25 protein-coding genes are annotated in these 25,614 nt (G+C 68.1%); 18 read left to right on the forward strand and 7 right to left on the reverse strand.

Annotated features, from left to right (window positions below):
- Positions 1–38 precede the first annotated feature (38 nt).
- From ACZ5BU_RS36035 to ACZ5BU_RS36050, 4 genes are read right to left on the reverse strand one after another with little or no spacing between them, the layout of a single operon-like run.
- Positions 39–743 (reverse strand): GNAT family N-acetyltransferase, encoded by a 705-nt coding sequence (locus tag ACZ5BU_RS36035; protein ID WP_465705410.1) that lies wholly within the window; start codon positions 741–743, stop codon positions 39–41.
- On the reverse strand, positions 730–2,847 hold the full coding sequence (locus tag ACZ5BU_RS36040) for a hypothetical protein (RefSeq protein ID WP_465705412.1): 2,118 nt from the start codon (positions 2,845–2,847) through the stop codon (positions 730–732). The genes ACZ5BU_RS36035 and ACZ5BU_RS36040 overlap by 14 nt, the downstream gene beginning before the upstream one ends.
- A 44-nt stretch (positions 2,848–2,891) precedes the next feature.
- Complete coding sequence (locus ACZ5BU_RS36045; protein WP_465705414.1) at positions 2,892–4,076, reverse strand: RNA polymerase sigma factor; 1,185 nt, start codon at positions 4,074–4,076, stop codon at positions 2,892–2,894.
- Positions 4,073–4,402 (reverse strand): YciI family protein, encoded by a 330-nt coding sequence (locus ACZ5BU_RS36050; RefSeq protein WP_465705416.1) that lies wholly within the window; start codon positions 4,400–4,402, stop codon positions 4,073–4,075. Before ACZ5BU_RS36050 ends, ACZ5BU_RS36045 begins: the two co-directional genes overlap by 4 nt.
- A gap of 61 nt (positions 4,403–4,463) precedes the next feature.
- Here ACZ5BU_RS36050 and ACZ5BU_RS36055 point away from each other — a divergent pair, with 61 nt between their 5' ends.
- The 13 genes from ACZ5BU_RS36055 (at position 4,464) to ACZ5BU_RS36115 (ending at position 17,926) form a co-directional block, all read left to right on the forward strand.
- Complete coding sequence (locus ACZ5BU_RS36055; protein ID WP_465705418.1) at positions 4,464–4,850, forward strand: VOC family protein; 387 nt, start codon at positions 4,464–4,466, stop codon at positions 4,848–4,850.
- An 83-nt stretch (positions 4,851–4,933) separates the two neighbouring features.
- Positions 4,934–6,421, forward strand: a complete 1,488-nt coding sequence (gene zwf / locus ACZ5BU_RS36060) for a glucose-6-phosphate dehydrogenase (protein ID WP_465705420.1) — start codon at positions 4,934–4,936, stop codon at positions 6,419–6,421.
- 93 nt (positions 6,422–6,514) lie between these two features.
- The gene (locus ACZ5BU_RS36065) at positions 6,515–7,072 is read left to right on the forward strand and encodes a hypothetical protein (protein ID WP_465705422.1); all 558 of its coding nucleotides are present in this window, start codon (positions 6,515–6,517) and stop codon (positions 7,070–7,072) included.
- Positions 7,069–7,497, forward strand: coding sequence for a hypothetical protein (locus tag ACZ5BU_RS36070; protein WP_465705424.1), 429 nt, complete (start codon positions 7,069–7,071; stop codon positions 7,495–7,497). The genes ACZ5BU_RS36065 and ACZ5BU_RS36070 overlap by 4 nt, the downstream gene beginning before the upstream one ends.
- 12 nt (positions 7,498–7,509) lie before the next feature.
- Positions 7,510–11,289 (forward strand): CHAT domain-containing protein, encoded by a 3,780-nt coding sequence (locus ACZ5BU_RS36075; RefSeq protein WP_465705425.1) that lies wholly within the window; start codon positions 7,510–7,512, stop codon positions 11,287–11,289.
- Positions 11,255–12,019: an SEL1-like repeat protein gene (locus ACZ5BU_RS36080; protein WP_465705426.1), complete on the forward strand. Its 765-nt coding sequence runs from the start codon at positions 11,255–11,257 to the stop codon at positions 12,017–12,019. The genes ACZ5BU_RS36075 and ACZ5BU_RS36080 overlap by 35 nt, the downstream gene beginning before the upstream one ends.
- 83 nt (positions 12,020–12,102) lie before the next feature.
- Complete coding sequence (locus ACZ5BU_RS36085) at positions 12,103–12,336, forward strand: hypothetical protein (RefSeq protein WP_465705427.1); 234 nt, start codon at positions 12,103–12,105, stop codon at positions 12,334–12,336.
- A 2-nt stretch (positions 12,337–12,338) separates the two neighbouring features.
- On the forward strand, positions 12,339–14,084 hold the full coding sequence (frdA, locus tag ACZ5BU_RS36090) for a fumarate reductase (quinol) flavoprotein subunit (RefSeq protein WP_465705428.1): 1,746 nt from the start codon (positions 12,339–12,341) through the stop codon (positions 14,082–14,084).
- Positions 14,085–14,086: 2 nt separating this feature from the next.
- On the forward strand, positions 14,087–14,830 hold the full coding sequence (locus tag ACZ5BU_RS36095; protein WP_465705429.1) for a succinate dehydrogenase/fumarate reductase iron-sulfur subunit: 744 nt from the start codon (positions 14,087–14,089) through the stop codon (positions 14,828–14,830).
- The gene (locus ACZ5BU_RS36100) at positions 14,827–15,207 is read left to right on the forward strand and encodes a succinate dehydrogenase/fumarate reductase transmembrane subunit (protein WP_465705430.1); all 381 of its coding nucleotides are present in this window, start codon (positions 14,827–14,829) and stop codon (positions 15,205–15,207) included. The genes ACZ5BU_RS36095 and ACZ5BU_RS36100 overlap by 4 nt, the downstream gene beginning before the upstream one ends.
- Positions 15,204–15,548 carry a fumarate reductase subunit FrdD gene (frdD, locus tag ACZ5BU_RS36105; protein WP_465705431.1) on the forward strand — a complete coding sequence of 115 codons (345 nt, stop codon included), beginning with the start codon at positions 15,204–15,206 and terminating at the stop codon, positions 15,546–15,548. The genes ACZ5BU_RS36100 and frdD overlap by 4 nt, the downstream gene beginning before the upstream one ends.
- Positions 15,549–15,563: 15 nt before the next feature.
- Positions 15,564–16,325: a precorrin-6A synthase (deacetylating) gene (gene cobF, locus ACZ5BU_RS36110; RefSeq protein WP_465705433.1), complete on the forward strand. Its 762-nt coding sequence runs from the start codon at positions 15,564–15,566 to the stop codon at positions 16,323–16,325.
- A 56-nt stretch (positions 16,326–16,381) separates the two neighbouring features.
- Positions 16,382–17,926, forward strand: a complete 1,545-nt coding sequence (locus ACZ5BU_RS36115) for a carboxylesterase/lipase family protein (protein ID WP_465705435.1) — start codon at positions 16,382–16,384, stop codon at positions 17,924–17,926.
- Here ACZ5BU_RS36115 and ACZ5BU_RS36120 read toward each other — a convergent pair.
- Together ACZ5BU_RS36120 and ACZ5BU_RS36125 are read right to left on the reverse strand one after the other, a co-directional pair.
- Positions 17,880–18,518 carry a TMEM175 family protein gene (locus ACZ5BU_RS36120; RefSeq protein ID WP_465705437.1) on the reverse strand — a complete coding sequence of 213 codons (639 nt, stop codon included), beginning with the start codon at positions 18,516–18,518 and terminating at the stop codon, positions 17,880–17,882. The genes ACZ5BU_RS36115 and ACZ5BU_RS36120 overlap by 47 nt on opposite strands.
- Entirely contained in the window at positions 18,511–19,941 is a 1,431-nt protein-coding gene (locus ACZ5BU_RS36125) for an MFS transporter (RefSeq protein ID WP_465705439.1), read from the reverse strand. The genes ACZ5BU_RS36120 and ACZ5BU_RS36125 overlap by 8 nt, the downstream gene beginning before the upstream one ends.
- Before the next feature lie 92 nt (positions 19,942–20,033).
- Between ACZ5BU_RS36125 and ACZ5BU_RS36130 the strand changes: the two genes are divergently transcribed.
- Entirely contained in the window at positions 20,034–20,513 is a 480-nt protein-coding gene (locus ACZ5BU_RS36130) for a phosphotransferase family protein (RefSeq protein WP_465705569.1), read from the forward strand.
- Between the two features lies 1 nt (position 20,514).
- Here ACZ5BU_RS36130 and ACZ5BU_RS36135 read toward each other — a convergent pair whose 3' ends face one another.
- A complete protein-coding gene (locus ACZ5BU_RS36135; RefSeq protein ID WP_465705441.1) occupies positions 20,515–20,997 on the reverse strand; it encodes a MarR family winged helix-turn-helix transcriptional regulator in 483 nt (160 codons plus the stop codon).
- A 161-nt stretch (positions 20,998–21,158) separates the two neighbouring features.
- Between ACZ5BU_RS36135 and ACZ5BU_RS36140 the strand changes: the two genes are divergently transcribed.
- From ACZ5BU_RS36140 to ACZ5BU_RS36155, 4 genes are read left to right on the forward strand one after another with little or no spacing between them, the layout of a single operon-like run.
- Complete coding sequence (locus ACZ5BU_RS36140; RefSeq protein ID WP_465705443.1) at positions 21,159–22,316, forward strand: MFS transporter; 1,158 nt, start codon at positions 21,159–21,161, stop codon at positions 22,314–22,316.
- A gap of 10 nt (positions 22,317–22,326) precedes the next feature.
- A complete protein-coding gene (locus ACZ5BU_RS36145) occupies positions 22,327–23,415 on the forward strand; it encodes a precorrin-3B synthase (protein WP_465705445.1) in 1,089 nt (362 codons plus the stop codon).
- Positions 23,412–24,038, forward strand: a complete 627-nt coding sequence (locus ACZ5BU_RS36150) for a precorrin-8X methylmutase (protein WP_465705447.1) — start codon at positions 23,412–23,414, stop codon at positions 24,036–24,038. Before ACZ5BU_RS36145 ends, ACZ5BU_RS36150 begins: the two co-directional genes overlap by 4 nt.
- Complete coding sequence (locus tag ACZ5BU_RS36155) at positions 24,035–25,561, forward strand: precorrin-2 C(20)-methyltransferase (RefSeq protein WP_465705449.1); 1,527 nt, start codon at positions 24,035–24,037, stop codon at positions 25,559–25,561. Before ACZ5BU_RS36150 ends, ACZ5BU_RS36155 begins: the two co-directional genes overlap by 4 nt.
- Positions 25,562–25,614 lie beyond the last annotated feature (53 nt).

Raw genomic sequence — 25,614 nt, forward strand, 5'->3', positions numbered from 1 at the left:
TACCCGACCGACGAACGGGTTCCGCCGGGACAGACACCTCAGACCGAGAGATATTCGGACGGTTTCAGCAGCGGTACGCCGTCCGTACGGCGGCACGCGGCGATCAACTCGGCGAACTCCGCGTCCGCGGGCGTCTTGCCCTCGCAAACGGTGAAGTAGTCCGTCAAGAACCGCACCAGCAGTTCGGATTCGATCCGCTCCGCACTCGCGTAGAACACCATCAGCAACAGGTTGCGGACCCGCTCGGCGCCCTCGGCCAGGGCCGGCTGGACGTACGGCACCGGAAGGATCAGCCCGCCGAGGCCCTCGTACAACCGCATCCGGGCGGTCGCGTCGCCATGCCCGGCATCGCTGTCGGTAGGCCGGCGCGGATCCTCGACCTCGGCGACGACCAGCGCCGGTCGGTACCGCGCGATCCACCGCGGTACGGCGTCCCGCGCGAGCCCGGAGCCGACGCCGCGGTCACGGAACTCCGGCAGCACGGCAAGGTACGACAGCAGCAGGACACGGGAGTAGGTGTCGGCGATGATCGCCGCCAGCACACGCCCGGCCGGATCGATCGCGGCACGACAGCACACACCGCTGTCCTGCTTGGCCAGCCGTGTCAGCAGCCCTTCGCGCGGCATCAGTTCGTCGACCGGAAAGCTCGGGTTGAGCACGTCGTCGTACAGACTCTCCAACTGCTCCGGTGCCAGCAGCCACGAGTCGACGTACTCCACGACGGGCTTGTCAGTGACGGCCACGAGAACGCCCCATCAGCCCGAACGTCAGCGCGATCGCGGCCGCGGCCAGCGTGACGACGCCCAGCTCGGCGGCCGCCGCCACCAACGGCACCCGGGCCGACGGCGGCGCCTCGACGAACTGGTTGATCGCCTCGATCAGCCCGACCAACGACAGCGCAGCCAGCACTCCCAGGATCGCCTGGATGCTCCGCTGGTACTTCCCGGTGCGGATCTCCTCGTCGCGGGCCTTCTGCTCCTCGACGACGCTCAGGTGGGCCGCGACCAGGTCGTAGAGGGTCTCGACCTCGCGGATCTCGTCCTCGAGTTCCTTCTCGTACCGGAGCAGGCCGGCGGCGTCGTACAAGCGGTCGACCAGGCGCCGGTGCACAGCAGGGCGGCACAGCGCGTTGCTGTGCAGCTGGTCGAGGCAGAAGCGCAGGTCGGCCACCTGCTTGGCCAGGCTCATCCGGTCCTCTTCCACCTGCCCACGCTTGTTGTGCTCCACCGCCTGCGGACTCAGCGACGCCTCGACCTTCTCCTTCATCGTCCGCAGGTCGCGGCGCCACCGCTGCAGGAGTGGAGGAAGTGAGGCAACGAACTCGACCTTCTCCTCCTGACCGAGGTAGACCCAGTTCGGACTGCCCGGCAGCACCACCAGCGTCGTGTTGTCGGTGCGCGCGATCAGGTCGGTCTCGTAGCCCTGGTCGCCGCTCAGGTTCCGTATCTCGGCCGGCATCGGCCGCCGGGTCCACTCCTCCAGCGCGGTCGCGTAGCCGGTGACCGGGTTCAGTACCAGCTGCCCCGCCACGTCGACGATGTCCTTCCCGGTCGCCTCCCGCTCGGCCCCGTCCGCACCACGCAGACTCGCCTGCCTGATCTCCAGGACGACGTTGAAGTTCTTGTCGAGCTCCGCGTACCACTCGCCCGGGCCGGTCGGGTCGACCTGTTTCGCGAGATCGCCGAGCACCTTCTCGGCGAACTCCTGCAGCCGCGGCCAGGTGCGGTCGCCGTCGAGCCAGCTGACCACCTCGTCGCCCATCATGTGCGACGCCCGCCGCAGTCCCTGGTAGATCTCGTGCAGCCCGAGCTCGTCGCTGTTGTGCTCGATCCGAAGGTAGTGGTTGCCGAACTTGCTCAGCCGCAGCTCGACGGTGTGCAGGAGATCGACGCCCGCGGTCGTACGGACGTTGATCGGCGGCAGGGTCATCACCAGGCCCTGGTAGATGTCGCTGTTCCAGATGTCCGACAGGTGGAGTTCGTCGACAAGCTGAACCTGCGCACCGGCGAGAAGGCTCGCCTTCGCAACGTCCTCCCAGTCGATGCGCGCAGGAGCTGCGAACGGATAGCAGTAGACGAAGCGCGCCTCCCCGATCGTCAGCTGCCCCGGTGTGCGCTCAGCAAGGCTCTGCAGCGCGTACCGGTGTGCGCGGAGCTCTGACGCGTACACGTCGTCGGCCAGCAGCGGGGCGGACTCCGCCTTCTCCAACCGCGCCATGCATGCTTCGAGCTCTCCAACTGCAGTAGGGCTTTCCATCAGCCAGCCCAGCACAGTACGTGCCACCGCAGCGATCGCGTCGTACGTCACGAAGTGTTTCTCGACGATCTCCGACAGGAACTGCACAAAGTCCTCAGCAGCTGGTTGCTTGAGGCCCCTGATCGACTCGAGGATCGCTGCGTTCGTCTCGGACACTGCGGTCGCGTGAGCCTCCAGTGCGATCGGACAGGAGCAGTTGACCGCGCCCTCGGCGTCCATGCAGTCCGGCAAGGACGCGATGTGCTGCAGGAACAGTTCCGTGGCCTGGTCCTCCCAGCCGGGCGGTCTGGTGCACAGGTCCCAGCCGGCCCGGGCACTCTCGATCGTTGCCCTGATCCTCCCGTAGTTGCCCGTGAGCTCCCAGGCCTCCTGGCAGCGCGCGTAGACGTACGCGGCCAGTACGAGCGTCGCTCCGGGATGCCGGCCGGCCGTCGTCCAGGCCTGCTGGAAGTCGACGGGACCCTCACCGGCCAGTGCACGATCGACGGTCGTACGCAGCGCCTCGTTGCCTTCGAGCGACTTCGTCAGCGCCGTCAGCTCGCGGCGGCCGAACTCGCCGCCGATCACAGCCCAATCTGTTTCCCCCACCATGCTGCCCCCTCCCCCAGGAACCAGCGTACGCGCGGGAAGGCATTTCAAATGAGCGAATCAGCCAGACGCTTCTCCAGATACAAGCGCTCGGCTTCAGTCGTAGCCAAGAGCAGGGCCTCGCGATAGGCCTCAGCAGCTTCGCTACGACGGTCGAGACGGCGGAGGAAGTCTGCGCGAGTCGCAGGAAGCAAGTGGTAGCCGGTCAGCTCGGCGGCGGCCAGCTCGTCCACAAGGCGGAGCCCTACAGCCGGCCCCTCGGCCATGCCGATCGCTACAGCGCGGTTGAGCGCGACGACTGGTGTTTGCGGGAGCTGCGCGTACAGGGCAGCGATCTGGTGCCAGTCGGTGTCTGCAGCGGCGCGGGCCGTTGCATGGCAGGCCGCGATCGCCGCCTGCACCTGGTACGGGCCGGGCTCGCTACGGCGCAATGTGGAGTCCAGGACAGCTACGGCTTCAGCAATCTGCGGGTGGTCCCACTTGCTGCGGTCCTGGTCGTCCAGGGTGACCAGAGCGCCGTCCGGTGCCAGCCGGGTCTCTCGGCGCGCGTCGTGGAACAGCATCAGCGCGAGCAGCCCGGCGGCCTCAGGCTCGTCCGGCATCAGCTGGACGAGTAGCCGGGCCAGGCGGATCGCCTCGGTGGTCAGCTGGCGGCGTACGACATCGGAGTACCCCTCGTTGAAGAGGAGGTACAGCACGGCCAGTACGGCGGGTGTGCGCTCGGGCAGGAGGTGTGCGGGCGGTACGCGGTACGGGATGCCCGCGTGCTGGATCTTCTGCTTCGCCCGGGTCAGCCGCTTCGACATGGTCGTTTCCGGTACCAAGAACGCACGCGCGATCTCCGCCGTACTGAGTCCGGCCAAGGTCCGCAGTGTTAGGGCGACCCGTGCCTCCATCGACAAAGCGGGATGGCAGCACGTGAACATCAGCCGCAGCCGGTCGTCCGGTACGTCGTACGGCGGCTCCTGCTGCTCAACCCCAAGCGCAGCAAGCTCTTGCAGCTTGGCCGCGCCCACAGCCTCTCGACGCAGCCAGTCGATCGCACGGTTGCGTGCAGTCGTCGTCAGCCAAGCACCGGGCCGATCCGGTACGCCGTCCTGCGGCCACTTCTGCAGCGCCGCCGCGAAGGCTTCCTGTGCGCACTCCTCCGCCAGCTGCCAGTCACCGGTCAACCGGATCAGGGTGGCGACCACCTGGCCCCACTCCTGCCGGTAGATCTCCTCGAACGTCACACCGGCGGCTCGAACACCGGCCGGATCTCGATCGTCCCGTACCCGGCCGCCGGGTGCTTCGCCGCGATCTCGATCGCCTCGTCCAGATCCGCGCAGTCGATCAGTACGAAGCCACCGATCTGCTCCTTGGTCTCCGCGAACGGCCCGTCCGTCAGCAGCACGTCGCCGTCCCGGACCCGGACCGTGGTGGCCTCGTGCGGCGGCCGCAATCCGGCCCCACCGGCGACGACGCCGCGCTCTTCCATCTCCTCGGTCCACCCGCCGCACCCGTCGTCGGCGTGCGCCGCCGCGGACTCGTCACCGGCAATCATCAGCAGGTACTTCACGGCCCCATCCTCGCAGGTCTAGCGTCGGCGGCAAGGGAACCGTTTGGGGGAAGGACAACCGATGACCGGCCGGATCGTGCATTTCGAGGTGCCGTACGACGACGGTGAGCGAGCGCGGGCGTTCTACCGCGAGGCGTTCGGGTGGAACGTGATGGAGATGCCCGAGATGAACTACACGATGGTGTCCACCGGGCCGGTGGACGAGCAGCAGATGCCGGCCGAACCGGGCTTCATCAACGGCGGGATGTTCCAGCGCAGCGCCGGCAACGCCGACCTGACCCAGCCGGTGCTGACCGTCGACGTGCCCGACATCGACGCCGCCTGGAAGACGATCGAGAGTCTCGGCGGCGAGAAGGTCGGCGAGAAGGTCCCGGTCGGCGACATGGGCTTCGCGGCGTACTTCAAGGACCCGGAGGGCAACGTTCTCGGCCTCTGGCAATCAGCCTGACGCCTGGACGTCATCGGAGCCTCCTAGACTGCCCAATGTGTTGCTCAGCGTGTTGGCTCCGGTGGCGTCCTCGGGAGGACTGAATGCCTGACCGTATCCAGACCATTGCCTATCCGGCGCCCGGGTCGCGGCCGTCGCGGCGGGATCCGGATCCACTCGCGCCGCACGTGATCGTGCTGTTCGGGGCGACCGGTGACCTGGCCAAACGCAAGCTGCTGCCCGGGCTGGCCTATCTGCAGCAGTCCCGGTTCACGCCCGACGTCCGCATCATCGGTACGGCGACCGAGGACCTGACCACCGAGGAGTTCCGGGCCCTCGCCCGGCAGGCCGTCGAGACGTTCGGCATGCACAAGCTCACCGACGAGCAGTGGTCGCAGTTCTCCGAGACGCTCGACTACGTACCAGTGACGGCCGGCCCGGAGGCGCTGGCGCGCGCGGTGAAGTCGGCCGAGGAGCAGCTCGGTCCCGACGTACGCCGCCTGCACTACCTCTCGGTGCCCCCGAAGGCCGCCCAGTCGGTGATCGCGATGCTGCGCGACGCGGACCTGGTCGACCGGGCCCGGGTGGTGATGGAGAAGCCGTTCGGCGACGACCTGGCCAGCGCGATCAAGCTGAACGACTTCGTCCACGAGACCTTCGACGAGGCGCAGATCTTCCGGATCGACCACTTCCTCGGTAAGGAAGCGGCGCTGAACATCCTCGCGTTCCGGTTCGCGAACGGCCTGTTCGAGCCGATCTGGAACCGGAACTTCATCGACCACGTGCAGATCGACATCCCGGAGTCGCTCGGCCTGGACCAGCGGGCCACGTTCTACGAGCCGACCGGCGCGTTCAAGGACATGGTCGTCACGCACCTGATGCAGGTGATGTCGTTCGTCGCGATGGAGCCGCCGACCGCTCTGGAACCACGGGCGATCTCGGAGGAGAAGAACAAGGTCTTCCGGTCGATGCTGCCGCTCGATCCGGCCTGCGTGGTCCGCGGCCAGTACTCCGGGTACCGCCACGAGGACGGTGTCGCGCCGGACTCCGACACCGAGACGTTCATCGCGCTGAAGGTCGAGATCGACAACTGGCGCTGGGCCGGCGTGCCGTTCTTCCTGCGTACCGGCAAGAAGATGGCCGAGGGCCAGCGGATCATCTCGATCGCCTTCAAGGAGGCGCCGAAGACGATGTTCCCGGCCGGCTCCGGGGTCGGCTCGGAAGGCCCGGACCACCTGACCTTTGACCTGGCCGACTCGTCGCGGGTATCACTGTCGTTCTACGGCAAACGCCCCGGCCCGGGGATGCGGCTGGAGAAGCTGTCGATGCAGTTCTCCACCCAGGAGACGGCCGGTGCGGCCGACGTACTGGAGGCGTACGAGCGGCTGATCCTGGACGCGATGCGCGGGGACCACACCCTGTTCACCACCGCCGAGGGCATCGAGTCGCTCTGGGACCGCTCCGCGCCGCTGCTCGATGACCCGCCGCCGGTCAAGCCGTACCAGCACGGCACCTGGGGCCCGAACGCGATCCACCAACTGATCGCCCCCCGCGCCTGGCGCCTCCCCTTCGAACGCGAGTGGCGGGAGTAGCAGGAGCTGAGCGCTGATCCCCGGGATCTGTTGCCGGGCGGAAGTCGAGCCGTTACGGTTTGTCACACGCTTGGGGCGCTGGGGGAGGCTGCGGTGGTCGCGCTGTCGTTGTCCGATGCTGGGACGCTGGTCGACATCGTTTCCGGCGGTGTCCAGGCGGCCGCGCTCGTGATCGCCGGATTCTGGGCGTACTACCGGTTCGCCCGAGGCCGAACTTTCTTCTCACGGGCCGACTTCACCGTCGGCCTCCGGTTGGTGCGGACTCCTGAACGGGAGCTGATCCATGTTCGGGTCGGTCTGCGCAATGCTGGTGCGTCGCGGCTCGTGCTCGATGAAATGCCGGTCGTTCAGCGGCTGAGTTTCCTGCCCGCCTCCGGTCTCGTCCTCGGCCGGCGTCCGGGCTGGCGACCGGTGCCGCCGGCCGAGGGCAGTGATTCGGGGCTGTTCGCCGGGCAGTCCGCGATCGAGCCGGGCGAGTCGATCTCGGACGAGACGCTGCTCCCGCTCCCGTCGCTCGACGACAGCGGACGGCCGGTCGCGTGGCGGGTCGACCTGACGTTGTTGGTTCGCCGCCGCGCGTTCCGCCGCGACCGGCGCTTGGCGGCCTGGCCCGCGTCGGCCGTGCTGACTCCGGAGGTGACGCCTGGATGAGTGGGGACATGTTCTGGAACTGGGCGAAAGACACGGTTCGCCCCAGCCGGGAGGACAAGCAGCAGGCGATCGAGCTGCAGGCGACGGCGCTGGGGGCGCTGCCCGTACTGCGATCGCTGCAGAACGATCTCGCCGTCGCGTTCGACGACCTGGCCGTTGGGGCGGACGGCCGGCTGACGTTCTTCGCCAAACCGAACCCGACGACATTCGTCGCGCTGATCAAGGTGCGGATCCAGCCGGCTGCTGTCGAGCTGGATCTCGATCCCGAGCTGCTGGTGCGCACGCTCGGTCTCGGTTCAGAGGCCGCATTGCTGATGGCGTTGCCGGTCAGCCGGACCGAAGCCGGAGGACGGTTGCTGGTGACTGTTCGGACACCTGCCGAGGTTCAGGCGCTGGCGACCTACCTGATGCAGAGACTCGTCTGAGGCCGGCGGAGAATGTCCAGGCTCGAGCTCACCCACGATCGGAAGGCCGGTCGCCTCTCGCTGCGCTGCGACCTCGACGGCAGCCCGGCGCAGGCCGCGTCGATCCCGTTCCGGTACGTCGTCGACCGCGGGCGCCTGGAGCGCATCCGCTGGCTGGCCGAGGACCATGACCCGGCCGGCCGGCGGTCGGAGTTCGCCGAGGATCTCGCCCGTACGGCGCGCACCACCACGGCCGAGGTGGGAGCCGAACTCTTCGCGGCCGCGTTCGCCGGCGAGGCGGAAGCGATCGGCGATCGGATCCGTGCCGTGCTGCCGACGCTGGACATCGAGATCCGGGACGACGGCCTGCTGCCATGGGAGCTGCTCAGAGATCCGGCCACCGACCGCCGCCTGGCGGTGCACGCGCGATCGTTCACCCGCGTACACGACCGGTCCGCGACCGGCGAGCCGCCCGCGGCGTGCCGGGTCCTCGTCGTCATCTCCCGGCCCGGTGGAGGTGACGACGTACCTTTGCGCTCCGTCGCCCGGCAGCTCGTCGAGAGCGCACTCGACGCCGGCCACAGCTTTGCGATCGACGTCGTCCGGCCGCCGACGCTCGACCGCCTGGCCGCGATGCTCCGCGACGCGTCGGCGATCGGTCTGCCCTACACCGCGGTGCACTTCGACGGCCACGGCGTGTTTGCCGATGGCAACGAGTTGGCGGCGCTCGGGGTGGTCGACCCACCGGACGGTTCGCGTGGCGGGTACCTGATCTTCGAAGGCAAACGCGGTCCGGAGGCCGTCGGCGGCGCCGCGCTCGCCCGCGTGTGCCGGGAGTACTCCGTGCAGTGCGTGGTGCTCAACGCCTGCCGGTCGGCGTACGCCGACGCGAGTCTTGGCCGGCTCCGCGGCGACTACGCCTCCGTGACGGAGGACCTCCTCGCCGGCGGCGTCGCAGGTGTCGTCGCCATGCGCTACAACCTTCGCGTCTCGACCGCGACGTCGTACATGCGTGCCCTGTACGACGAACTGTTCGCCGGGACCGACCTCACGGTCGCCGCGGCGGCAGGTCGTCGCGCGGTCGAGCTGGAAACGAGTGCCGACGGTTCGCCGGTGGACCGGCTGGGCTGGGCGGTTCCGGTCGTCCACTGTCCCGCCGGGGTTCCCCTGACCATCGCACCACCGCTGCGGCCGGAGCGCGAGGCGCTGACCGGCGACAGCGTGGGCGGGGTGGCGGCGGAGCACGCCGAACCGGAGTACGACCCGTACGACGCGGAGCCGGACTCCGGCGGAGGCCTGGTGGACCGTGACGACGTCCTGCTTGCCGTCGACCGGACCTTCGACCATTCACCGGTTGCGGTGCTGATGGGATGGGCCGGGTGCGGCAAATCGACCGTCGCGAAGGAGTTCCTGCAGTGGTACCTGAACTCCGGCGCGGGCGGACTGCAGGCGTACTCGTTCCGGTTCGGCGTGAACACCACGGCCGAACTGCTCCGCGAACAGCTGGACACGTCCCTCGCGCTGCAACCGACGTACGACATCACGGGTGACCCGGCCAGGATCGGTCCGTTGCAGGCGATGGCCCAACAGATCCAGGCTCGGCCGATCCTCTGGGTCTGGGAGAATTTCGACCTGATCAGCCTGATGCCCGGGTCGCAACGCGAGGCGATCCTTCGGATGCTCGTCGAGTTCGACGACCGTCGGTTCCGGATCCTGGTGCTGTCGCGGCGCGACGACCGGCCGTCGTTTTCCGGGTCGGTCGGCCTGATCGAGCTCACGCCGCTGCCGGAGGACGAGGCGGCCCAGCTGGCGATCGGTGCGGCGCGGGCCGGCGGACGGATCCTTACAATCGACGAGGCGAAGGACCTGGCCGCCACCGCCGAAGGACTGCCGGCGGTCATCGTCCGCAGGGCGGCGGATCCGGACGGCCCCGGCCCCGGCCGGGTCGCCACCGACTTCCGCGACCTGCTCGACTCCTTGTTCACACCTGAGGACCGCCAGATCCTCGACCTGCTCGCCTGTTTCGAGCGGGTTGCCGGAGCCGACGTGCTGACGGCGATGATCCTCGGTCCGGCCGACGTACCGATCGGCCAGACCGTGGTCCACGAGGACGTCCTCCGCGTGCTCGATCGGGCAGCGGAGATCGGTCTGCTCGTCGAAACGCTACCGAGAGTGTACCGCATCCATCCGGTCCTGCACTCGTTACTGCCGCCACCGGACGAGACGACCCGGCTGGCCTGGCTGCAACAGCAGGCGGACGTCTGTAATCGGCTCGCCGCGATCTACACCGAGGGGTACGGCCATGTGGTCGATCGGTTCGCGGTCGAAGAGCCGAACCTGCTGACCGTCCGGAGCGAGGCGCTCGCCAGGGCGAATTGGATCTGGCTGACCAAGGCCATGGTGTCGTTGCGAGCCCTTTATCTGAGCACCGAGCGGTACTCCGATCTGGACCGGCTGCTGGCCACCGTCGAGCCGCTGTATGACCGCACCGCCGGCGACCCAGGGTGGCAGGAAGAAATCGACATCTACCGATCCCAGCTGACCGAGCAGGCCATCCGTAGTGGCGACGTCGACGGGCAGATCGCCGACAGTCAGGAGATGCTCGTACGGCGTGCACCGCAGATCGCCGAACTGCGCGCTCGCGGACGTGCCGACCTGTCCGAGACGGAGCGAGCCCAGCTGCGGGGGGACGCCGTGATGATTGAGCAACACGGTCGGCTGCTCGTCAGGAAAGGCGACCGGTCGGCCTTCGACTCCCTCGACCAGGCCGGTGCGATCTACGCGGAGCTCGAGGACGGCCATGCGCAGGCGTTGCTCGGACTGGTGGTGGCGGAGGCGCGGCTCAGGTTCGGTGATCTCGACGAGGCCTCGGAAGCCGTCGACGCAGCCATCGACGCGGTCAACCCGCAAGATCGCATCAACCCAGTACGGGGCCTGGATGAAGCGTGCCGAGATCGAGCTGGCGCGGCTGTGCACTCCCGATCCGCGCAGCGACGTACCGGTTGCCGATCGGCTGACTGCCGTGACGGAAGCGTATCGTCGCGCCGCCGCGGCAGCTCCGACCGAGCGGTCCGCCGCCGAAGCCAGGGTCGGGCTGGCGGACGTCTTGAACTCCGCCGGGTACCAGCCCGAGACCGTCGTCGCGGAGTTGCGGCGGTCGCTGCCCTACCTGGAGCGCGAACACTTCGGCTCGAGCCTGCACAAGACCGCGTTGCTGTTCAGCGCGCGGGCGCTGCTGTTCCTCCGAAGGATGTCAGAGGCCGTCGTTCTGCTCCGGGCGGTCGCGGCCTTCGGCGGCGACGAGCAGGTGGACGACTTCAGTCCCTTGGTCGAGCAGCTCGACAGGCTCGACTCAGCAGATCCGGCGGACCGCGTCTGGCAAGCCACCATCCTGGCGGCGGCAGCGTGGTGGAACCTCGGACTACACCGGCCGGTGCGCCGCGACGTATTGACCGAAATGGTGGCGGCCAGGCTTGGTGTCCCGCCCGAGCAGGCTCTCTTCGACGCCGCATTGGCGGAGCTGCACCAAGTCGAGGGCGGCTACGAGGTCGGTATCCAGCTGGCCGAATACGTCCGCGGTCTCGGCCGGATCGATCCTGCACAGGTCGAGGTGGCGATCCAGCATGCCGAAGAGGCGGAACTCGCCGGGCGGTGTGGTCCGGTAGTCGCCGGGATGGCGGAGGCTGTCGAGGACGACAATCCCGCTGCGGCGGACCGTTGGTGGGAGATTGCACTGCGGTTGGATCCTTCCAGAGCGGCAGCGGCGTACGGTCGTGCTTTGCTGGGCCGCGGCCAGACGAATCGGGCCGTTGAGGTTCTGGAGGGGGTTGCGGACACCGAGGCGGACGCCGGGATCGTGTTCGACCTCGCGACCGGGCTCGTCAGGTGCGGACAACCCGCTGCCGCGGAGTGGGTCCGCCGTGCAGCCCAGGTGTGCGACTCCGACACGCTGGAGCAGCTCCGTGACGTGTTGATGGCGTACGGCGCCGAGGAACTCCTGATCCTTGTGCTGCAGGTCGCGAGTGAGTACGGCGACCCGTCGGCGTTGTACTCCCTGTCGGCGGTGTACCGGGAATTCGGCCAGCTGGACGAAGCCGAACAGCTCGCTGACCTCGCGGCGGACGCCGAGTATCCACAGGCGATGTTCGATCGGGCGCTGGCACTGGACCGGGCCCGCGACCGTCCGGCGGCGGAGGACTGGATGCGGCGTGCCGCGCTCGCAGGCCATTCGCCGGCCATGTTCTTCGCCGGCGGCTACAGCTTCGACCGTGACGACATCGAGGGCGGGAAGTACTGGTGGTGGGAGGGCGTCCGCCACGGTGAAGGCAATGCCCGGACACTCTTGGGCAGTCTCCTCGCCGATGAAGGCGACACCGAGGGCGAGAGCCTTCTGCTGGCTTCTGCCGATGCTGGTGATGCCCGGGCCATGGAACGGCTCGCCGCGCTCGCCGAGTCTCGTGGCGACCACGCCCAAGCGGGCCATTGGCAGACCGAGGCCGAAGCCGCCTGGTCCCGCATGGGCCCCAACCTGGCGCAGAGCTGACCCATTGCCGTCCTCTCCTCGCAGGCGCAGTATCGAGGTGTGATGTAAGTCACGAACACCTCGAGAAGGCGGGGGGTGAGCGGATGACGGGGACCAAGACGCATCTCACTGGGGAACGGGCGCCGTGTGGGCGGTTCGGGGATGCGGATCGAAGCCAGGAGGACGACTTCGAGGGCCTCCGGCTGGACAGCACGCTGTACGCCTGTGGGTGCCGGCAGACCCGGCACGAGTTCCATGACGGCAGCGTGCGGATCCGGACCGTGCGGCACGACGGCAAGGTGCTGATGGACGAGCACAGCGGCGACCACGAAGCCTGACCATGGCGACCTATCACGACGTCGTGGTGATCGGAGGCGGCGGCGCCGGGTTGAGAGCTGCCATCGCGGTGGCCGAGACCAACCCGGCGCTGCGGGTCGCGGTGGTCTCGAAGGTCTACCCGATGCGCAGCCACACGGTGTCCGCCGAGGGCGGCGCCGCAGCGGTCGCCGGGGCGGACGACTCCCTGGACGAGCACGCCTACGACACCGTGTCCGGCAGCGACTGGCTGTGCGACCAGGACGCGGTGGAGGCGTTCGTCGCCGAGGCGCCGCGCGAACTGCTCCGACTCGAGCACTGGGGCTGCCCGTGGAGCCGGCAGCCGGACGGGCGTATCGCCGTACGGGCATTCGGCGGAATGAAGAAGATGCGCACCTGGTTCGCCGCCGACCGGACCGGCTTCCACCTGCTGCACACGCTCTTCCAGACCGCGCTGTCGTACGCCGACATCGTCCGGTACGACGAGTGGTACGTCACCAAGATCCTGGTCGACGAAGGACGCGCGTACGGCGTGGTCGCGATCGAGCTCGCGACGGGGCGGATCGAGACCATCACGGCGAACGCGGTGATCGTCTGCACCGGCGGCTGCGGGCGGGTCTTCCCGTTCACGACCAACGCCAACATCAAGACCGGCGACGGGATGGCACTCGCCTACCGCGCCGGCGCCGCGCTCAAGGACATGGAGTTCGTCCAGTACCACCCGACCGGCCTGCCGTTCACCGGCATCCTGATCACCGAGGCGGCCCGCGCCGAAGGCGGGTGGCTGCTCAACAAGGACGGTTACCGTTACCTGCAGGACTACGACCTCGGTACGCCGACACCGGAACCGGTCCTGCGCAACATGGAGCTCGGCCCGCGGGACCGGTTGTCACAGGCATTCGTCCACGAGGTGGAGAAGGGCCGCACGATCGACACGCCCTACGGGCCGGTGGTCAACCTGGATCTGCGGCACCTCGGTGCGAAGCTGATCGACGCCAAGCTGCCGTTCGTCCGTGAGCTGTGCTCGAAGTACCAGAACATCGACCCGGTGCACGAGCTCGTGCCGGTGCGTCCGGTCGTGCACTACATGATGGGCGGCATCCACACCGAGATCCACGGCGCCACGTCGCTCGAGGGTCTGTACGCGGCCGGCGAGGTGGCCTGCGTCAGCATCAACGGAGCCAACCGGCTCGGCTCGAACTCGCTGCCGGAGTGCCTCGTCTTCGGCAACCGCGCCGGGCGGGCCGCCGCGGTGTTCGCCGGCCGGTACCACCGCGCCGTACCGCCGTCGATCCTCGCGCAAGGCCGGGACGAGGAGCAGAGGCTCGCCACGGAGCTGGGCCGGTCCAGGGAAGAGGGGCACGAGCGGATCGCGGACATCCGGACAGAGATGCAGGCCACGATGGAGACCGGCGCGGGGATCTACCGCGACGGCGACACGCTGACCAAGGCGGCACAGAGGCTGGAAGAACTGCGGCATCGCTTCGCCCATGCGGCGATCGACGACCACAGCACGAACTTCAACACCGAGCTGATCGCGTGGCTCGAGCTGGGCTTCATGCTGGAGGTTGCCGAGAGCATCATCGCCTGCGCCGTACTCCGGGAGGAGTCGCGCGGCGCACACCAGCGCACCGACTTCCCGGCCCGCGACGACGAGCGGTTCCTGGCGCACTCGCTGGTCCGGCGCCAACCGGACGGAACCAGCCGCGTCACGTACCTGCCAGTGACGATCACCCGCTGGCCGCCGGGAGAACGGGTGTACGGGAGGTAGTGATGGCAGACGAGATCACGCTCGAGGTCGCTCGCTACCGGCCCGGGGTGGACGCCGAGCCGGTGATGCAGTCGTACCAGGTCCCGCTGCGGGAGCACTGGGCGATCCTGGACGGCCTCACCTACGTCAAGGATCACCTGGACGGCACGCTGTCGTTCCGGTGGTCGTGCCGGATGGGCATCTGCGGCAGCTGCGGGATGACGGTGAACGGCGAACCCCAGCTGAGCTGTGCGACCTTCCTGACCGACTACGCGCCCGGCCCGATCCGCGTCGAGCCGTTGCGCAACTTCCCGGTCGTCCGCGATCTGGTGGTGGACATCGACGACTTCATGACGAAGCTCCCGAAGGTCAAGCCCTGGGTGATCCGGGACGTACAGAGTCCGCTCGAAGAAGGCGAGTATCTGCAGACACCAGAAGAACTCGACGAGTACAAGCAGTTCAGCATGTGCATCAACTGCATGCTGTGTTACTCGGCCTGCCCGGTCTACAGCCTCGATCAGGACTTCATCGGCCCGGCCGCGATCGCACTCGCCCAGCGCTACAACCTGGACTCGCGCGACGAGGGCGCGTCCGAGCGGCTCGAAGTTCTTTCGTCTCCGGAAGGGATCTGGGCCTGCACGTTCGTGGGTGAGTGCAGTGCCGCGTGTCCGAAGGGTGTGGATCCGGCGGGCGCGATCCAGCGGTACAAGCTGACCGCGGCGACTCAGTCGATCAAGGCACTGCTGATGCCGCGGAGCCGACGATGAGCGTGTACCAGCGGCCGGTCGCACTGTTCTGGTGGTTGGAGAAGCGTTCGTACGTCCTCTTCGTGCTGCGTGAGCTGAGCAGTGTGTTCGTCGCGTGGTTCGTGGTGTTCCTGCTGTTGCTGGTCAATGCGGTGGCCGGCGGTGCGACGTCGTACCAGAGGTTCCTGGACTGGAGTGGGCAGTGGTGGGTGGTCGCGATCAACGTGATCGCGTTCCTGTTCGTACTGCTGCATGCGGTGACGTGGTTCGCTCTGGCACCACGAGCCATGGTGATCAAGGTGCTTGGACGTCGGCTACCGTCGGTACAGGTCGTTGCCGCGCACTACCTGGCCTGGTTGGTGCTGTCGGCAATTGTCGTGTGGGTGGTGCTGGGATGAAGCGCCAACCTGAACCCTTCCTGTGGATGCTGTTCAGCTCGGGTGGCATGGTCGCCGCGCTGATGGTGCCGGTGCTGCTGTTCCTGTTCGGCATCGCGATCCCGCTCGGCCTGTTCTCACCTTCCCCTGCTCATTTGCTCGCCGTACTGCGGAATCCGATCACTCGGCTGGTGTTGTTCGGGCTGTGTGTGCTGGCGCTGTTCCACTGGGCGCACCGGTTCCGTTACACCCTGTACGACGGCCTCCAGCTCAAGCGGTACGCCGTACCGATCGTGGTGCTGTGCTACGGCGGTGCTGTTGTGGGATCCGTCATCGCCGCTGCATTGCTGGTGACGGTCTGACATAGGCTTCCCCGCATGCGGGAGATCGTGGTGATCGGTGTCGGTGCGGGCGACCCGGAGCAGGTGACGATGCAGGCCGTGTCGGCGCTGAACCGGGTCGACGTGTTCTTCGTGCTCGACAAGGGCGAGGTCAAGCAGGAGCTGGTCGACCTGCGGTCGGAGATCCTGCGGCGGTACGCGACCTCTCGGCAGTATCGCGTTGTGGTCGGCCGGGATCCGGAGCGGGACCGGACGAGTTCGGCGTACGTCGAGGCCGTCGACGACTGGCGGCGCCGCCGGGCCGACGTCATCGCCGACCTGATCGCCGGCGAGTTGGGCGAGGACCAGGTCGGGGCGTTCCTGGTGTGGGGCGATCCGTCCCTGTACGACAGCACCCTGGCGATCCTCGACGACATCACCGCGCGGGGCGAGCTGGCGTTCTCCGTCGAGGTCATCCCCGGCATCAGCAGTGTGTCGACGCTGGCCGCCCGGCACCGGATCGGCCTGAACCAGGTCGGCCGCCCCATCCAGATCACCACCGGCCGCCGACTCGCGGCGGAGTGGCCGGACGGGGTGGACGACGTCGTCGTGATGCTGGATGCGCAGACGGCCTTCAGCGCGCATCTGGATCAGGATGCCGAGATCTACTGGGGCGCGTATCTCGGCACACCGGACGAACTCTTGATCTCGGGGCCGTTGCGCGAGGTGGCAGCCGAGATCGAGAAGGTCCGCGCCGAGGCCCGCGAACGGAAGGGCTGGATCATGGATACCTATCTGCTACGTAGACCAAAGTCTTAGTAGCGCTGGCCGCCCGGCCGAAGTCGTCTCGGTGGCCTCCAGCAGAGGCTGCTGGTATGAAGAGAATCTTGGCGGTGATGGCGGCAGCGGGCGGCCTGTTGGTGGCGTTCGCGGGGCCGGGTGAGGCTGCGGAGCCTCCGGTTGTGAGAACTGATGCCGGAGCGGTGGCCGGCAAGGCGGTCGGGGATTCTGTGGTGTACGACGGGATCCCGTACGCCGCTCCGCCGGTCGGGGCGTTGCGGTGGAAGGCGCCGCAGCCGGTCCGTCCGTGGGGCGGCGTACGGCCGTCGGAGATCGCGAATCTTTGCCCACAGCAACCGAATTCCGAGGCGCCGGACGGCTCGGCCACCGAGGACTGCCTCTACCTGAACGTCACCACGCCCGCGCGCGCCTCAGCCAAGCCGCGCGCGGTGGTCGTGTGGATCCCGGGCGGCGGGTTCTTCTCCGGCGCGGGCAGCAGCTACGAGGCGTCGAACTTCGCGGCCCGCGGTGACGTGGTCGTTGTCACGGTCAACTACCGGCTCGGCATCTTCGGCTTCTTCGGATACCCGGGTCTGCCGGACTCCGGGACGTTCGGCCTGCAGGACCAGCAGGCGGCGCTGCGGTGGGTGCAGCGGAACGCACGCGCGTTCGGCGGCGATCCGCGCAACGTCACGGTCGCGGGCGAGTCGGCCGGCGGGATGAGCGTGTGCGCGCAGCTCACCTCCCCCACGTCCACCGGCCTGTTCGCGAAGGCGATCATGCAGAGCGGCTCGTGTACGTTCAACTGGGCCGCAAACAGCCAGTACCCGGGCCAGGCCGCGGACTCGCCGTGGATCCCCGCCCGCCAGGTCGAGGCGAACGGCAAGGAGTGGGCTGCCGGTAAGAAGCTGGCCTGTACGACGATCGAATGCCTGCGCGACCTCAAGACCGACGTACTGCTCGACGACACGCTCGAGTTCACCCAGGTCGGGTACGGCGAGAGTCCCGTCGTACCGTTCAGCCCGGCGAAGGCGATGGAGGCCGGGCTGTTCCACCGGGTACCTGTCATCTCCGGGAACAACCACGACGAGGCGAACGGGTGGCTGCCCGCGTTCGGAGACATCAAGGACTACCCGGCGCTGGTGAAGAACATGGTCGGGGCTGCGAAGGCTCCTGCCGTACTGCAGCACTACCCGCAGTCCCGCTACGAGTCCCCCGCGGCGGCGTGGGGTGCCGTGACGACCGACCGGATCTGGTCGTGCACACAGGTCGCTACGGACCAGCACGCTGCTCGTACGGTGCCTGTGTACGCGTATGAGTTCGCGGACAAGCACTCACCGATTTCCATCCCCGGACTGGGTGCTTCGCATGCCATGGAACTGCCGTACCTGTTCCGGCTCGGCGGCTTCGACCTACCGATGTCTGCGACACAGCGGACGCTGTCGAACCAGATGATCGACTACTGGACGGCCTTCGCCCGTACCGGCGACCCGAACGGGGCCGGCCGCCCGCAGTGGTCCCCTACCGGTCACAGGTCGGTCAGCGGTCTCTCACTCGCACCGACCGACCAGACCGGCATCCGGAAGGTGAACCTCAGCTCTGAGCACCAGTGTGACTTCTGGGCTTCTCTGGGTGCCTGACGCGCCAGACCCGCATCACGGCCGCCGGCAGGAGGAGTAGCAACATCGCGTAGAAGTTGATGCCGGGCACGAGGGACCCGAGCAGGAACGCGAGCACCGTGAACCCGGTCAGCACCAGGGAGCCGACCAGCTCCCCGTCGCTGACCGGGTTGTCCGGTGCCTCGAGCTCCTTGTGCCCGCGGACCATCACCGCGAGCCCGGACTGGCAGATGCTGAGCACCAGGATCGTTCCGATGTACACACCGGCCACGAACCGGTCGCTGTCGAACGCGCCGATGATCTCGGTCGTGAACGGCAGCACGACGATCGTTAGCAGCCAGAGCAGGTTCAGCCGCATCAGGCCGGTGGTGTAGACGCGGACGTGCTCGAAGATCCGGTGGTGTCCCATCCAGAAGTTCGCGATCACGACGAAGCTCAGCAGGAAGGTGAAGATCTCCTGCCGGTGCTCGGTGATCACACTGGCCGCGTCACCACCGTGCGCCTTGACCTCGGGGACCAGGTCGACCAGCGGCAGTACCAGCAGGGTGATCGCGATCGCGACGACCGCGTCGGTGAACAGCACCAGCCGGTCGGGGTCTCTCGTCCTACTCACGGCCGACAACAGTAGCCGTACTCCGGAGCATCGTTGCCGCCAGCAGGGCCGCTGCCAGTACGAACCCGGCTGCCGCGAGCCACGCTGCACCGTAGCCGTCCCTGAGGGCGAGCAGTTCGCCTTCTGCTGCTTTGTGCGCGGTCGTCGAGGCAGCCAGGGTCGCCAGTACTGCGGTCCCGATGGCTGCACCTGCTTGCTGGGCGGTGTTGTTGAGGCCTGAGGCAAGTCCGGCGTCACCCGGGTCCGCACCGGACATGGCCAGCATGATGGCTGCCGGGATGGCCACACCGATACCTGCGCCCATCACGGCGAGCACCGGCCCGACGTTGACGACGTACGAGCCATTCACGGGCGCCTGGCTGATCCAGAGCAGGGCCAGCAGGAAGACGACGAGTCCGGCGATCAGCATCTTGCGCGCACCGAAGCGGACAGTCAGGCGCGGTGCCAGCGACAGGGACATCAGTGCGTTCATCAGGGGCGCGGGCAGGAAGGCCAGGCCGGTTGTGAGGGAGTCGTAGCCGAGTACGCGCTGGACGTACAGGGCGGTGGTGAACTGGAAGCCGAAGCCGGCTGCGAAAAGCAGTACGACGATGAGGTTGGCCACGGTGAGCTGGCGCTTGCGGAAGATGCGTAGGGCAAGCAGTGGGTGCTTGATACGCGCCTGCCGTACTACGAACGCGCTTAGCAGCACGAGCGCTGCGGCAGCCTCCAGGAGCGTACGGGACAGGGTTGCTTGCGGCCCTGCCGTCTGGACGATGGTGTAGACGGCTAGCGAGAGTCCGGCTGTTACCAGCACTGCTCCCACCACGTCTGCACCGGTGGCGAGGCCCAGACCGGGTTGGTGATCCAGAAGCCGTACGGCGAACACCAACGCGGCCAGGCCGATCGGGACGTTGATCAGGAACGCCCAGTGCCAGCCGACGGTCTGCGTGATCACGCCACCGAAGATCAGCCCGATCGACGCACCACTGGCCGCTGTGAAGCTGTAGACACCCATGGCCCGCGCCTGCTCCCCCGGTGCCGGGAAGAGGCTCACGATCATGCCCAGAATCACCGCCGACGCCAGCGCCCCACCAACGCCTTGCAGGAACCGCCCGGCAATCAGCGCACCCGCGTTGGTCGCCAGTCCGCACCACAACGACGCGGCCGTGAACAACCCGAGCCCCGCGACGAAGACGCGCTTACTCCCCACCAGATCCCCGATCCGCCCGGCCAGCAACAACAGCCCCGCGAACGCGATCAGGTACGAGTTCATCACCCAGGCAAGGCCCGCCTGCGAAAACCCCAGATCCCCTTGAATCGTAGGCAACGCGACCGTCACCACAGTCCCGTCCAAAATGATCATCAACTGCATCACACACAGCACGACAAGCGCCTTCACCCGCCCGCGCACCGCCGGCTCCACCACCACGTCCACACTCACAGGTCGTCTCCTCAGTCCGTCCGATTGGAAAGACCATAGCAGATAGTTCTGTAGTAGACGATCTCTTATCGGATGACTGCCGGGATGCGCTGCTGGCGGCACTCACCGACCTCGACCAGCCCTGGTCCGCGGGGCCGTACGCCGAGGCGACCCGACTGCGGCTCGCCGGCGCGCACGAATACGTTCACAGCAAACTGGAGCACTACGACGCGCTGGTTCGCGAAGTCGAGGCCTCGGACGAACCCTGGGTCGTGACGCACGGCGAGCCGCACAGCGCCAACGTCGTCCGCACGGACGACGGCCAGCTGCGGCTGGTCGACTGGGAGACGGTGCGGCTCGCGCCGCGCGAACGCGACCTCGTCGGGGTCCTCGGCGGCCCGGACGACGTACTTCCGGCCTACCAGTCGGAGGCCGGCCCGATCCGTCCGCGCGCCGCGGCGATGGAGCTCTTCGACGTTTGGTGGCCGCTGGCCGAGATCGCGTCGTACGTTGAGCTGTTCCGGCAGCCGCACGTCGACTCGGAGGACAGCAAGGAGTCGTGGCGGGAACTGACCGTGTACGTGCCGGAGTAGTTCAGCCGGCGCGCTGGCGGGAGCGGCGGATGGGTTGGGCTGTGACAGGGGTGGCGAGGGGGCCGTCCACGAGGGTGGTCATGGCGTTGATGAAGGGTTCGCGTTGGGGGGCGGCGAGGGCGGCGAGGGCCTCGGCGTGGACTCGGTCGACGATTTGCTGGCCTTCGGCCGCGATGCGGGCGCCTTCGTCGGTGACGGCGATGATGCGGGCTCGGCGGTCGGTGGCCGACGGTTTGCGTTCGGCGTAGCCGGCCTTCTCCAGGGCGTCGACGGTGACGACCATCGTGGTCTTGTCCATGTAGCTCAGCTCGGCGATCTGGATCTGGGTACGTTCCGCCTCGAGCGCGTGCCGCAGTACGCACTGCATCCGCAGCGTCAGGCCGATCTCCGCCAGGGCTGCGGACAACTGCGTCTCCAACACGTGGCCGGCGTGGGTCAGGTAGCCGGTGATGTCAGGGACAGTGCGTTCCGGGAGTTGCGCCATACCGTAAAGGATAGCTCGGAACTATCTATCCGCAGATCATCCCGAACCGGATCATTCCAGGGACCGCCGTCGATCGCGGGAAAGCGACGGCTTGCTCGGCTGGGACCGCCGTGTCGCGAAACCGCGAGCCGCGTCGGCGTGGCCCGGGTTGCCTGGAAGGCATGACAACGCAGACCGCAGCCCGTCCGGCCGTGCAGTGGTACGGCGTCGGCGCGGTGACGCTCGGGATCTTCGCGATCGTCACCACCGAGATCCTCCCGATCGGCCTGCTCACCCCGATCGGCGCCGACTTCGCACTCACCCCAGGCCGTACTGGCTGGCTGATGACGATGCCCGGCCTGGTCGCGGCCGTCGCCGCTCCGGTAGTCACGCTCGCCACGGCGCGGTTGGACCGGCGTCTGATGCTGTGTGCGCTGATGGTCCTGCTGGCCGTCGCAGGCTTCGTCGCCGCGGCCGCGCCGTTCTTCTGGCTCGAGCTCGTCGCCCGGTTCCTGGTCGGACTGACCATCGGCGGCTTCTGGTCGATCGGAGCGGGTCTGGCCGGGCGGCTGGTGCCGGAGCCGTGGACGACCCGCGCCACAGCCGTCATCTTCTCCGCGGTCCCTCTCGGCTCGGTGCTCGGCGTACCGGCCGGGACCTTCGTTGGCGAGCTGGTGGGCTGGCGTACGTCGTTCGCCGCACTCGGAGTGCTCTCGGTATTGGCCCTGGTCGCACTGCGAACCACGGTGCCGCCACTACCGCCACTACAGGTGACGCAGGCCGCCGTACTCCGGAAGGCACTCAGCAGCAGTCGTACGGCGCTTCTGGTGACCTGCCTGATCGTCACGGCCCATTTCGCGACCTACACGTACGTCACGCCGTTCTTGCGGGAGGTGGTGCGTCCTGAGCTCATCGGGCTGTTCCTGCTGGTGTACGGCGCGGCCGGTCTGGTGGGGAACATCCTTGCGGGGCTGTACGCAGGGCGGGCCACCTTCGCGATCTGTGCGGGCTTGATCGCCGCCGCGACGTTACTGATGCCCGTGGTGGGGCGCAGTACGACGGGAGCCCTGCTGTTGCTGGTGGTGTGGGGACTGGGGTACGGCGGGGTGCCGGTGTGCTCGATGAGCATGTTCGCCGCGGCCGTACCGGGGTCTCGGGAGGCGGCGACTGTGTGGTTCACCTCCTCGTTCCAGGCCGTCTTGTCGGCGGGGGCTCTGGCCGGCGGGCTCGTGGTGGACGCGTGGTCGGTGTCAGCAGTGATGGTGGCGGGCGGGTGCTGCGCGGTGCTGACGGTGGGCGTCTTGCTGTGGTCCAGAACACAGCGGGTTTCGGGCACGTAGCATCACGCCTGTGGCGAGGACCGAAGTCGATCGATGCCCTGGTGTGCTGAGCGTGCACCAGGCTGCCGACGGCGGCCTGGCCCGCGTACGGCTACCTGGTGGACGGCTGACGGCGGCACAGCTCGACGTACTGCGTCTCGCTGCCGCTGATCTCGGCGACGGCCGGCTGGAGCTCACGTCCCGCGCCAACCTCCAGCTCCGCGGGCTGGCCGCGGACGGACCGCAGGAGTTGTCGGACCGGCTGTTCACGGCGGGGCTGCTGCCGTCGATCGCCCACGAGCGAGTACGAAACATCCTCGCGTCCCCGCTGTCCGGATTGGACGACGAGTCGAGGTACGACGTACTCCCGGTGGCAACCGCTCTCGACGAGGCCCTGTGTGCACGTCCGGCGCTGGCGGACCTCCCCGGCCGGTTCTTGTTCGCCCTGGACGACGGGCGCGGAGACCTGACTGAGCTGCGGGCCGACGTGGTCGTGCGAGCGCTGGATGAGCGGGCTGGTCTGCTGAGCGTCGGCGGCTTGGGTGTGCGGGTCGAGTGGGACGCGGCGCCGGGGCTGATGGTTGCTGCGGCTGAGGCGTTCCTGGCGGTGCGTGACCAGGAGTGGCGGATCGCCGAGGTTGCCGGTGGTGCGGAGCTTGTCGTTGAACGGCTTGGGCTGCAGGCGACCGAGGTGGTGCCTGCTCAGACGGCACAGGTTGTTGCTGGTGTGCACGGGTCCGCTCTTGTCGTCACAGTGCCGCTGGGCAGCCTCACGCAGGAGCAGGCGTCTGCGCTGACACAGGTCGCCCCTGAGGTGCGTGTCACACCCTGGCGCTCACTCGTCGTGCCTGCCGACGCAGGCGCGCTGGAGGACGTCGGGCTGATCACGACACCCGACTCGGTGTGGGAAGGCGTCACGGCGTGTGCCGGCCGACCGGGCTGCGCCAAAGCCCTGGCCGACGTACGAGCTGACGCTGCCCGTCTGATGCCGGAGATGCGAAGAGACGGCAGGCGGGTGCACTGGTCGGGGTGTGGGCGGCGGTGCGGGAAGCCGGGTGGCGAGTTCGTGGACGTGTTAGCGGTGGGCGACGGATATCTGGTGGATGGGGAACGGCTGTGAGCTACGAGTACGAGCGGGACGGCGCGGAGATCTACCGGCGGTCGTTCGGGACGATCCGGGCCGAGGCCGACCTCGGCGGGTTGCCACCCGAGGTGGCTCAGGTCGCCGTACGGATGATTCATGCGTGCGGGATGACCGACCTGGTCGCGGACCTGGCCTGGTCGCCGAACGTCGTGAAGAACGCCCGCGCCGCGCTGCAGAACGGCGCCCCGGTCATCACCGACGCGCAGATGGTCGCGGCCGGTGTCACCCGGCGTCGGCTGCCGGCGGACAACGAGGTGATCTGCACGCTGCAGGATCCCCGGACCGTCGAGCTCGCCCAGCAGCTGCGGACGACCCGGAGCGCGGCCGCCGTCGACCTCTGGCTGGACCGGCTCGAAGGCGCAGTTGTTGCCATTGGCAACGCGCCGACGACGTTGTTCCGGCTGCTGGAGGTCGTCGAAGCGGGTGGTCCACGACCGGCGGCGGTGCTCGGCATCCCGGTCGGTTTCATCGGCGCGGCCGAGTCCAAGGAGGCGCTGGCCGCGCGCGAAGACCTCGAGTACCTCGTGGTGAAGGGCCGGCGCGGCGGCAGCGCCATCACGGCCGCCGCCGTGAACGCGATTGCGAGTGAGGAAGAATGACCGGTCGACTGTGGGGTGTTGGTCTGGGACCGGGTGATCCCGAGCTCGTGACCGTGAAGGCGGCGCGGCTGATCGGGGCGGCCGACGTGATCGCGTTCCACAGCGCGCGCCACGGGCGGAGCATCGCCCGGTCGGTCGCCGCGCCGTACCTGACCGAAGGGCAGCTCGAGGAGCACCTCGTCTACCCGCTCACGACCGAGACCACCGACCACCCCGGCGGCTACCAGGGCGCGATGGACGACTTCTACGCAGACTGCGCTGCGCGGCTGGCGGCACATCTCGACGCCGGCCGGGACGTCGTCGTACTCGCAGAGGGCGACCCGCTCTTCTACGGGTCGTACATGCACATGCACAAACGCCTCGCGGACCGTTACCCGTGCGAGGTCGTTCCCGGTGTCACCTCGGTCAGCGCGGCAGCCGCCGTCCTCGGCCGCCCGCTGTGCGAGCGCGACGAGATCCTCACCGTCCTCCCGGGCACTCTGCCGCCGGACGTGCTGGCCGATCGGCTGCGTTCGACCGACGCCGCCGCGGTCATGAAACTCGGCCGTACGTTCGCCGGAGTTCGCGAGGCGTTCGAGCTGGCGGGCCGCGCCGACGAGGCCTGGTACGTCGAACGCGCGACCACCGACGCGCAGCGCACGTCCCGGCTCAACGACGTCGACCCGGACGAGGTCCCGTACTTCTCCCTCGCCCTCCTCCCCAGCCCGATCAACAACACGTTTGCTCCACCAACGACCAACACTGCGTACGAAGGCTCGGTGACCGTGGTAGGCCTCGGCCCCGCCGGCCCGGAGTGGATGACACCTGAGGTACGTGCGGCGATCGCAGGTGCCGACGACGTGATCGGTTACACCACGTACGTCGACCGCCTGCCGGACCGTGCCCGTCAGCGTAAGCACGGATCGGACAACCGCGTGGAGTCCGAGAGAGCTGCCTTCGCTCTGGACCTGGCCCGCAAGGGCTCCCGCGTCGTAGTGGTCTCCTCCGGCGACCCAGGCGTGTTCGCGATGGCCAGTGCGGTCACGGAGGTCGCTGCAGAGCCTGAGTACGCCGACATCGCCGTACACGTGCTCCCTGGGATGACAGCAGCACAAGCAGTCGCCAGCCGGGTCGGAGCCCCGCTAGGACACGACTACTGCGTGCTGTCGCTCTCAGACCGCCTGAAGCCGTGGGAGGTCATTGCACAGCGTGTGAAAGCAGCAGCGCAAGCAGACCTGGCCATAGCGATCTACAACCCCGCCTCCAAGTCCCGCACGTGGCAGGTGGAAGCAACCCGCGAACTGCTCCTCGAACACCGTTCCGCCAACACACCGGTCGTCGTAGGACGCGACGTAGGCGGCGCGGACGAGGCGATCACTGTGACAACTCTGGCCGAACTGGACACTCAAACGGTTGACATGCGGTGCTTGCTCCTGATCGGGTCATCACAGACCCGTACCGTGCCACGCCCAGCCGGACCGCTGGTGTTCACTCCGCGCCGATACCCGGCGACGGTCGGTGACACCACACCAGGAGTCAGTTAAATCCGTCCTCCGCCAGTGTCGGGCACCGCACGGGCGGGTAGGGACCGTCCCGG

Source organism: Kribbella sp. NPDC031520 (assembly GCF_055580825.1).

Bases quoted from the DNA above. Each gene is read 5' to 3' on its own strand.
- ACZ5BU_RS36040 (WP_465705412.1), bottom strand. From the start codon at position 2,847: ATGGTGGGGGAAACAGATTGGGCTGTGATCGGCGGCGAGTTCGGCCGC.
- ACZ5BU_RS36055 (WP_465705418.1), top strand. From the start codon at position 4,464: ATGACCGGCCGGATCGTGCATTTCGAGGTGCCGTACGACGACGGTGAG.
- zwf (WP_465705420.1), top strand. From the start codon at position 4,934: ATGCCTGACCGTATCCAGACCATTGCCTATCCGGCGCCCGGGTCGCGG.
- ACZ5BU_RS36070 (WP_465705424.1), top strand. From the start codon at position 7,069: ATGAGTGGGGACATGTTCTGGAACTGGGCGAAAGACACGGTTCGCCCC.
- ACZ5BU_RS36075 (WP_465705425.1), top strand. From the start codon at position 7,510: ATGTCCAGGCTCGAGCTCACCCACGATCGGAAGGCCGGTCGCCTCTCG.
- ACZ5BU_RS36085 (WP_465705427.1), top strand. From the start codon at position 12,103: ATGACGGGGACCAAGACGCATCTCACTGGGGAACGGGCGCCGTGTGGG.
- frdA (WP_465705428.1), top strand. From the start codon at position 12,339: ATGGCGACCTATCACGACGTCGTGGTGATCGGAGGCGGCGGCGCCGGG.
- ACZ5BU_RS36095 (WP_465705429.1), top strand. From the start codon at position 14,087: ATGGCAGACGAGATCACGCTCGAGGTCGCTCGCTACCGGCCCGGGGTG.
- ACZ5BU_RS36100 (WP_465705430.1), top strand. From the start codon at position 14,827: ATGAGCGTGTACCAGCGGCCGGTCGCACTGTTCTGGTGGTTGGAGAAG.
- frdD (WP_465705431.1), top strand. From the start codon at position 15,204: ATGAAGCGCCAACCTGAACCCTTCCTGTGGATGCTGTTCAGCTCGGGT.
- cobF (WP_465705433.1), top strand. From the start codon at position 15,564: ATGCGGGAGATCGTGGTGATCGGTGTCGGTGCGGGCGACCCGGAGCAG.
- ACZ5BU_RS36115 (WP_465705435.1), top strand. From the start codon at position 16,382: ATGAAGAGAATCTTGGCGGTGATGGCGGCAGCGGGCGGCCTGTTGGTG.
- ACZ5BU_RS36135 (WP_465705441.1), bottom strand. From the start codon at position 20,997: ATGGCGCAACTCCCGGAACGCACTGTCCCTGACATCACCGGCTACCTG.
- ACZ5BU_RS36140 (WP_465705443.1), top strand. From the start codon at position 21,159: ATGACAACGCAGACCGCAGCCCGTCCGGCCGTGCAGTGGTACGGCGTC.
- ACZ5BU_RS36155 (WP_465705449.1), top strand. From the start codon at position 24,035: ATGACCGGTCGACTGTGGGGTGTTGGTCTGGGACCGGGTGATCCCGAG.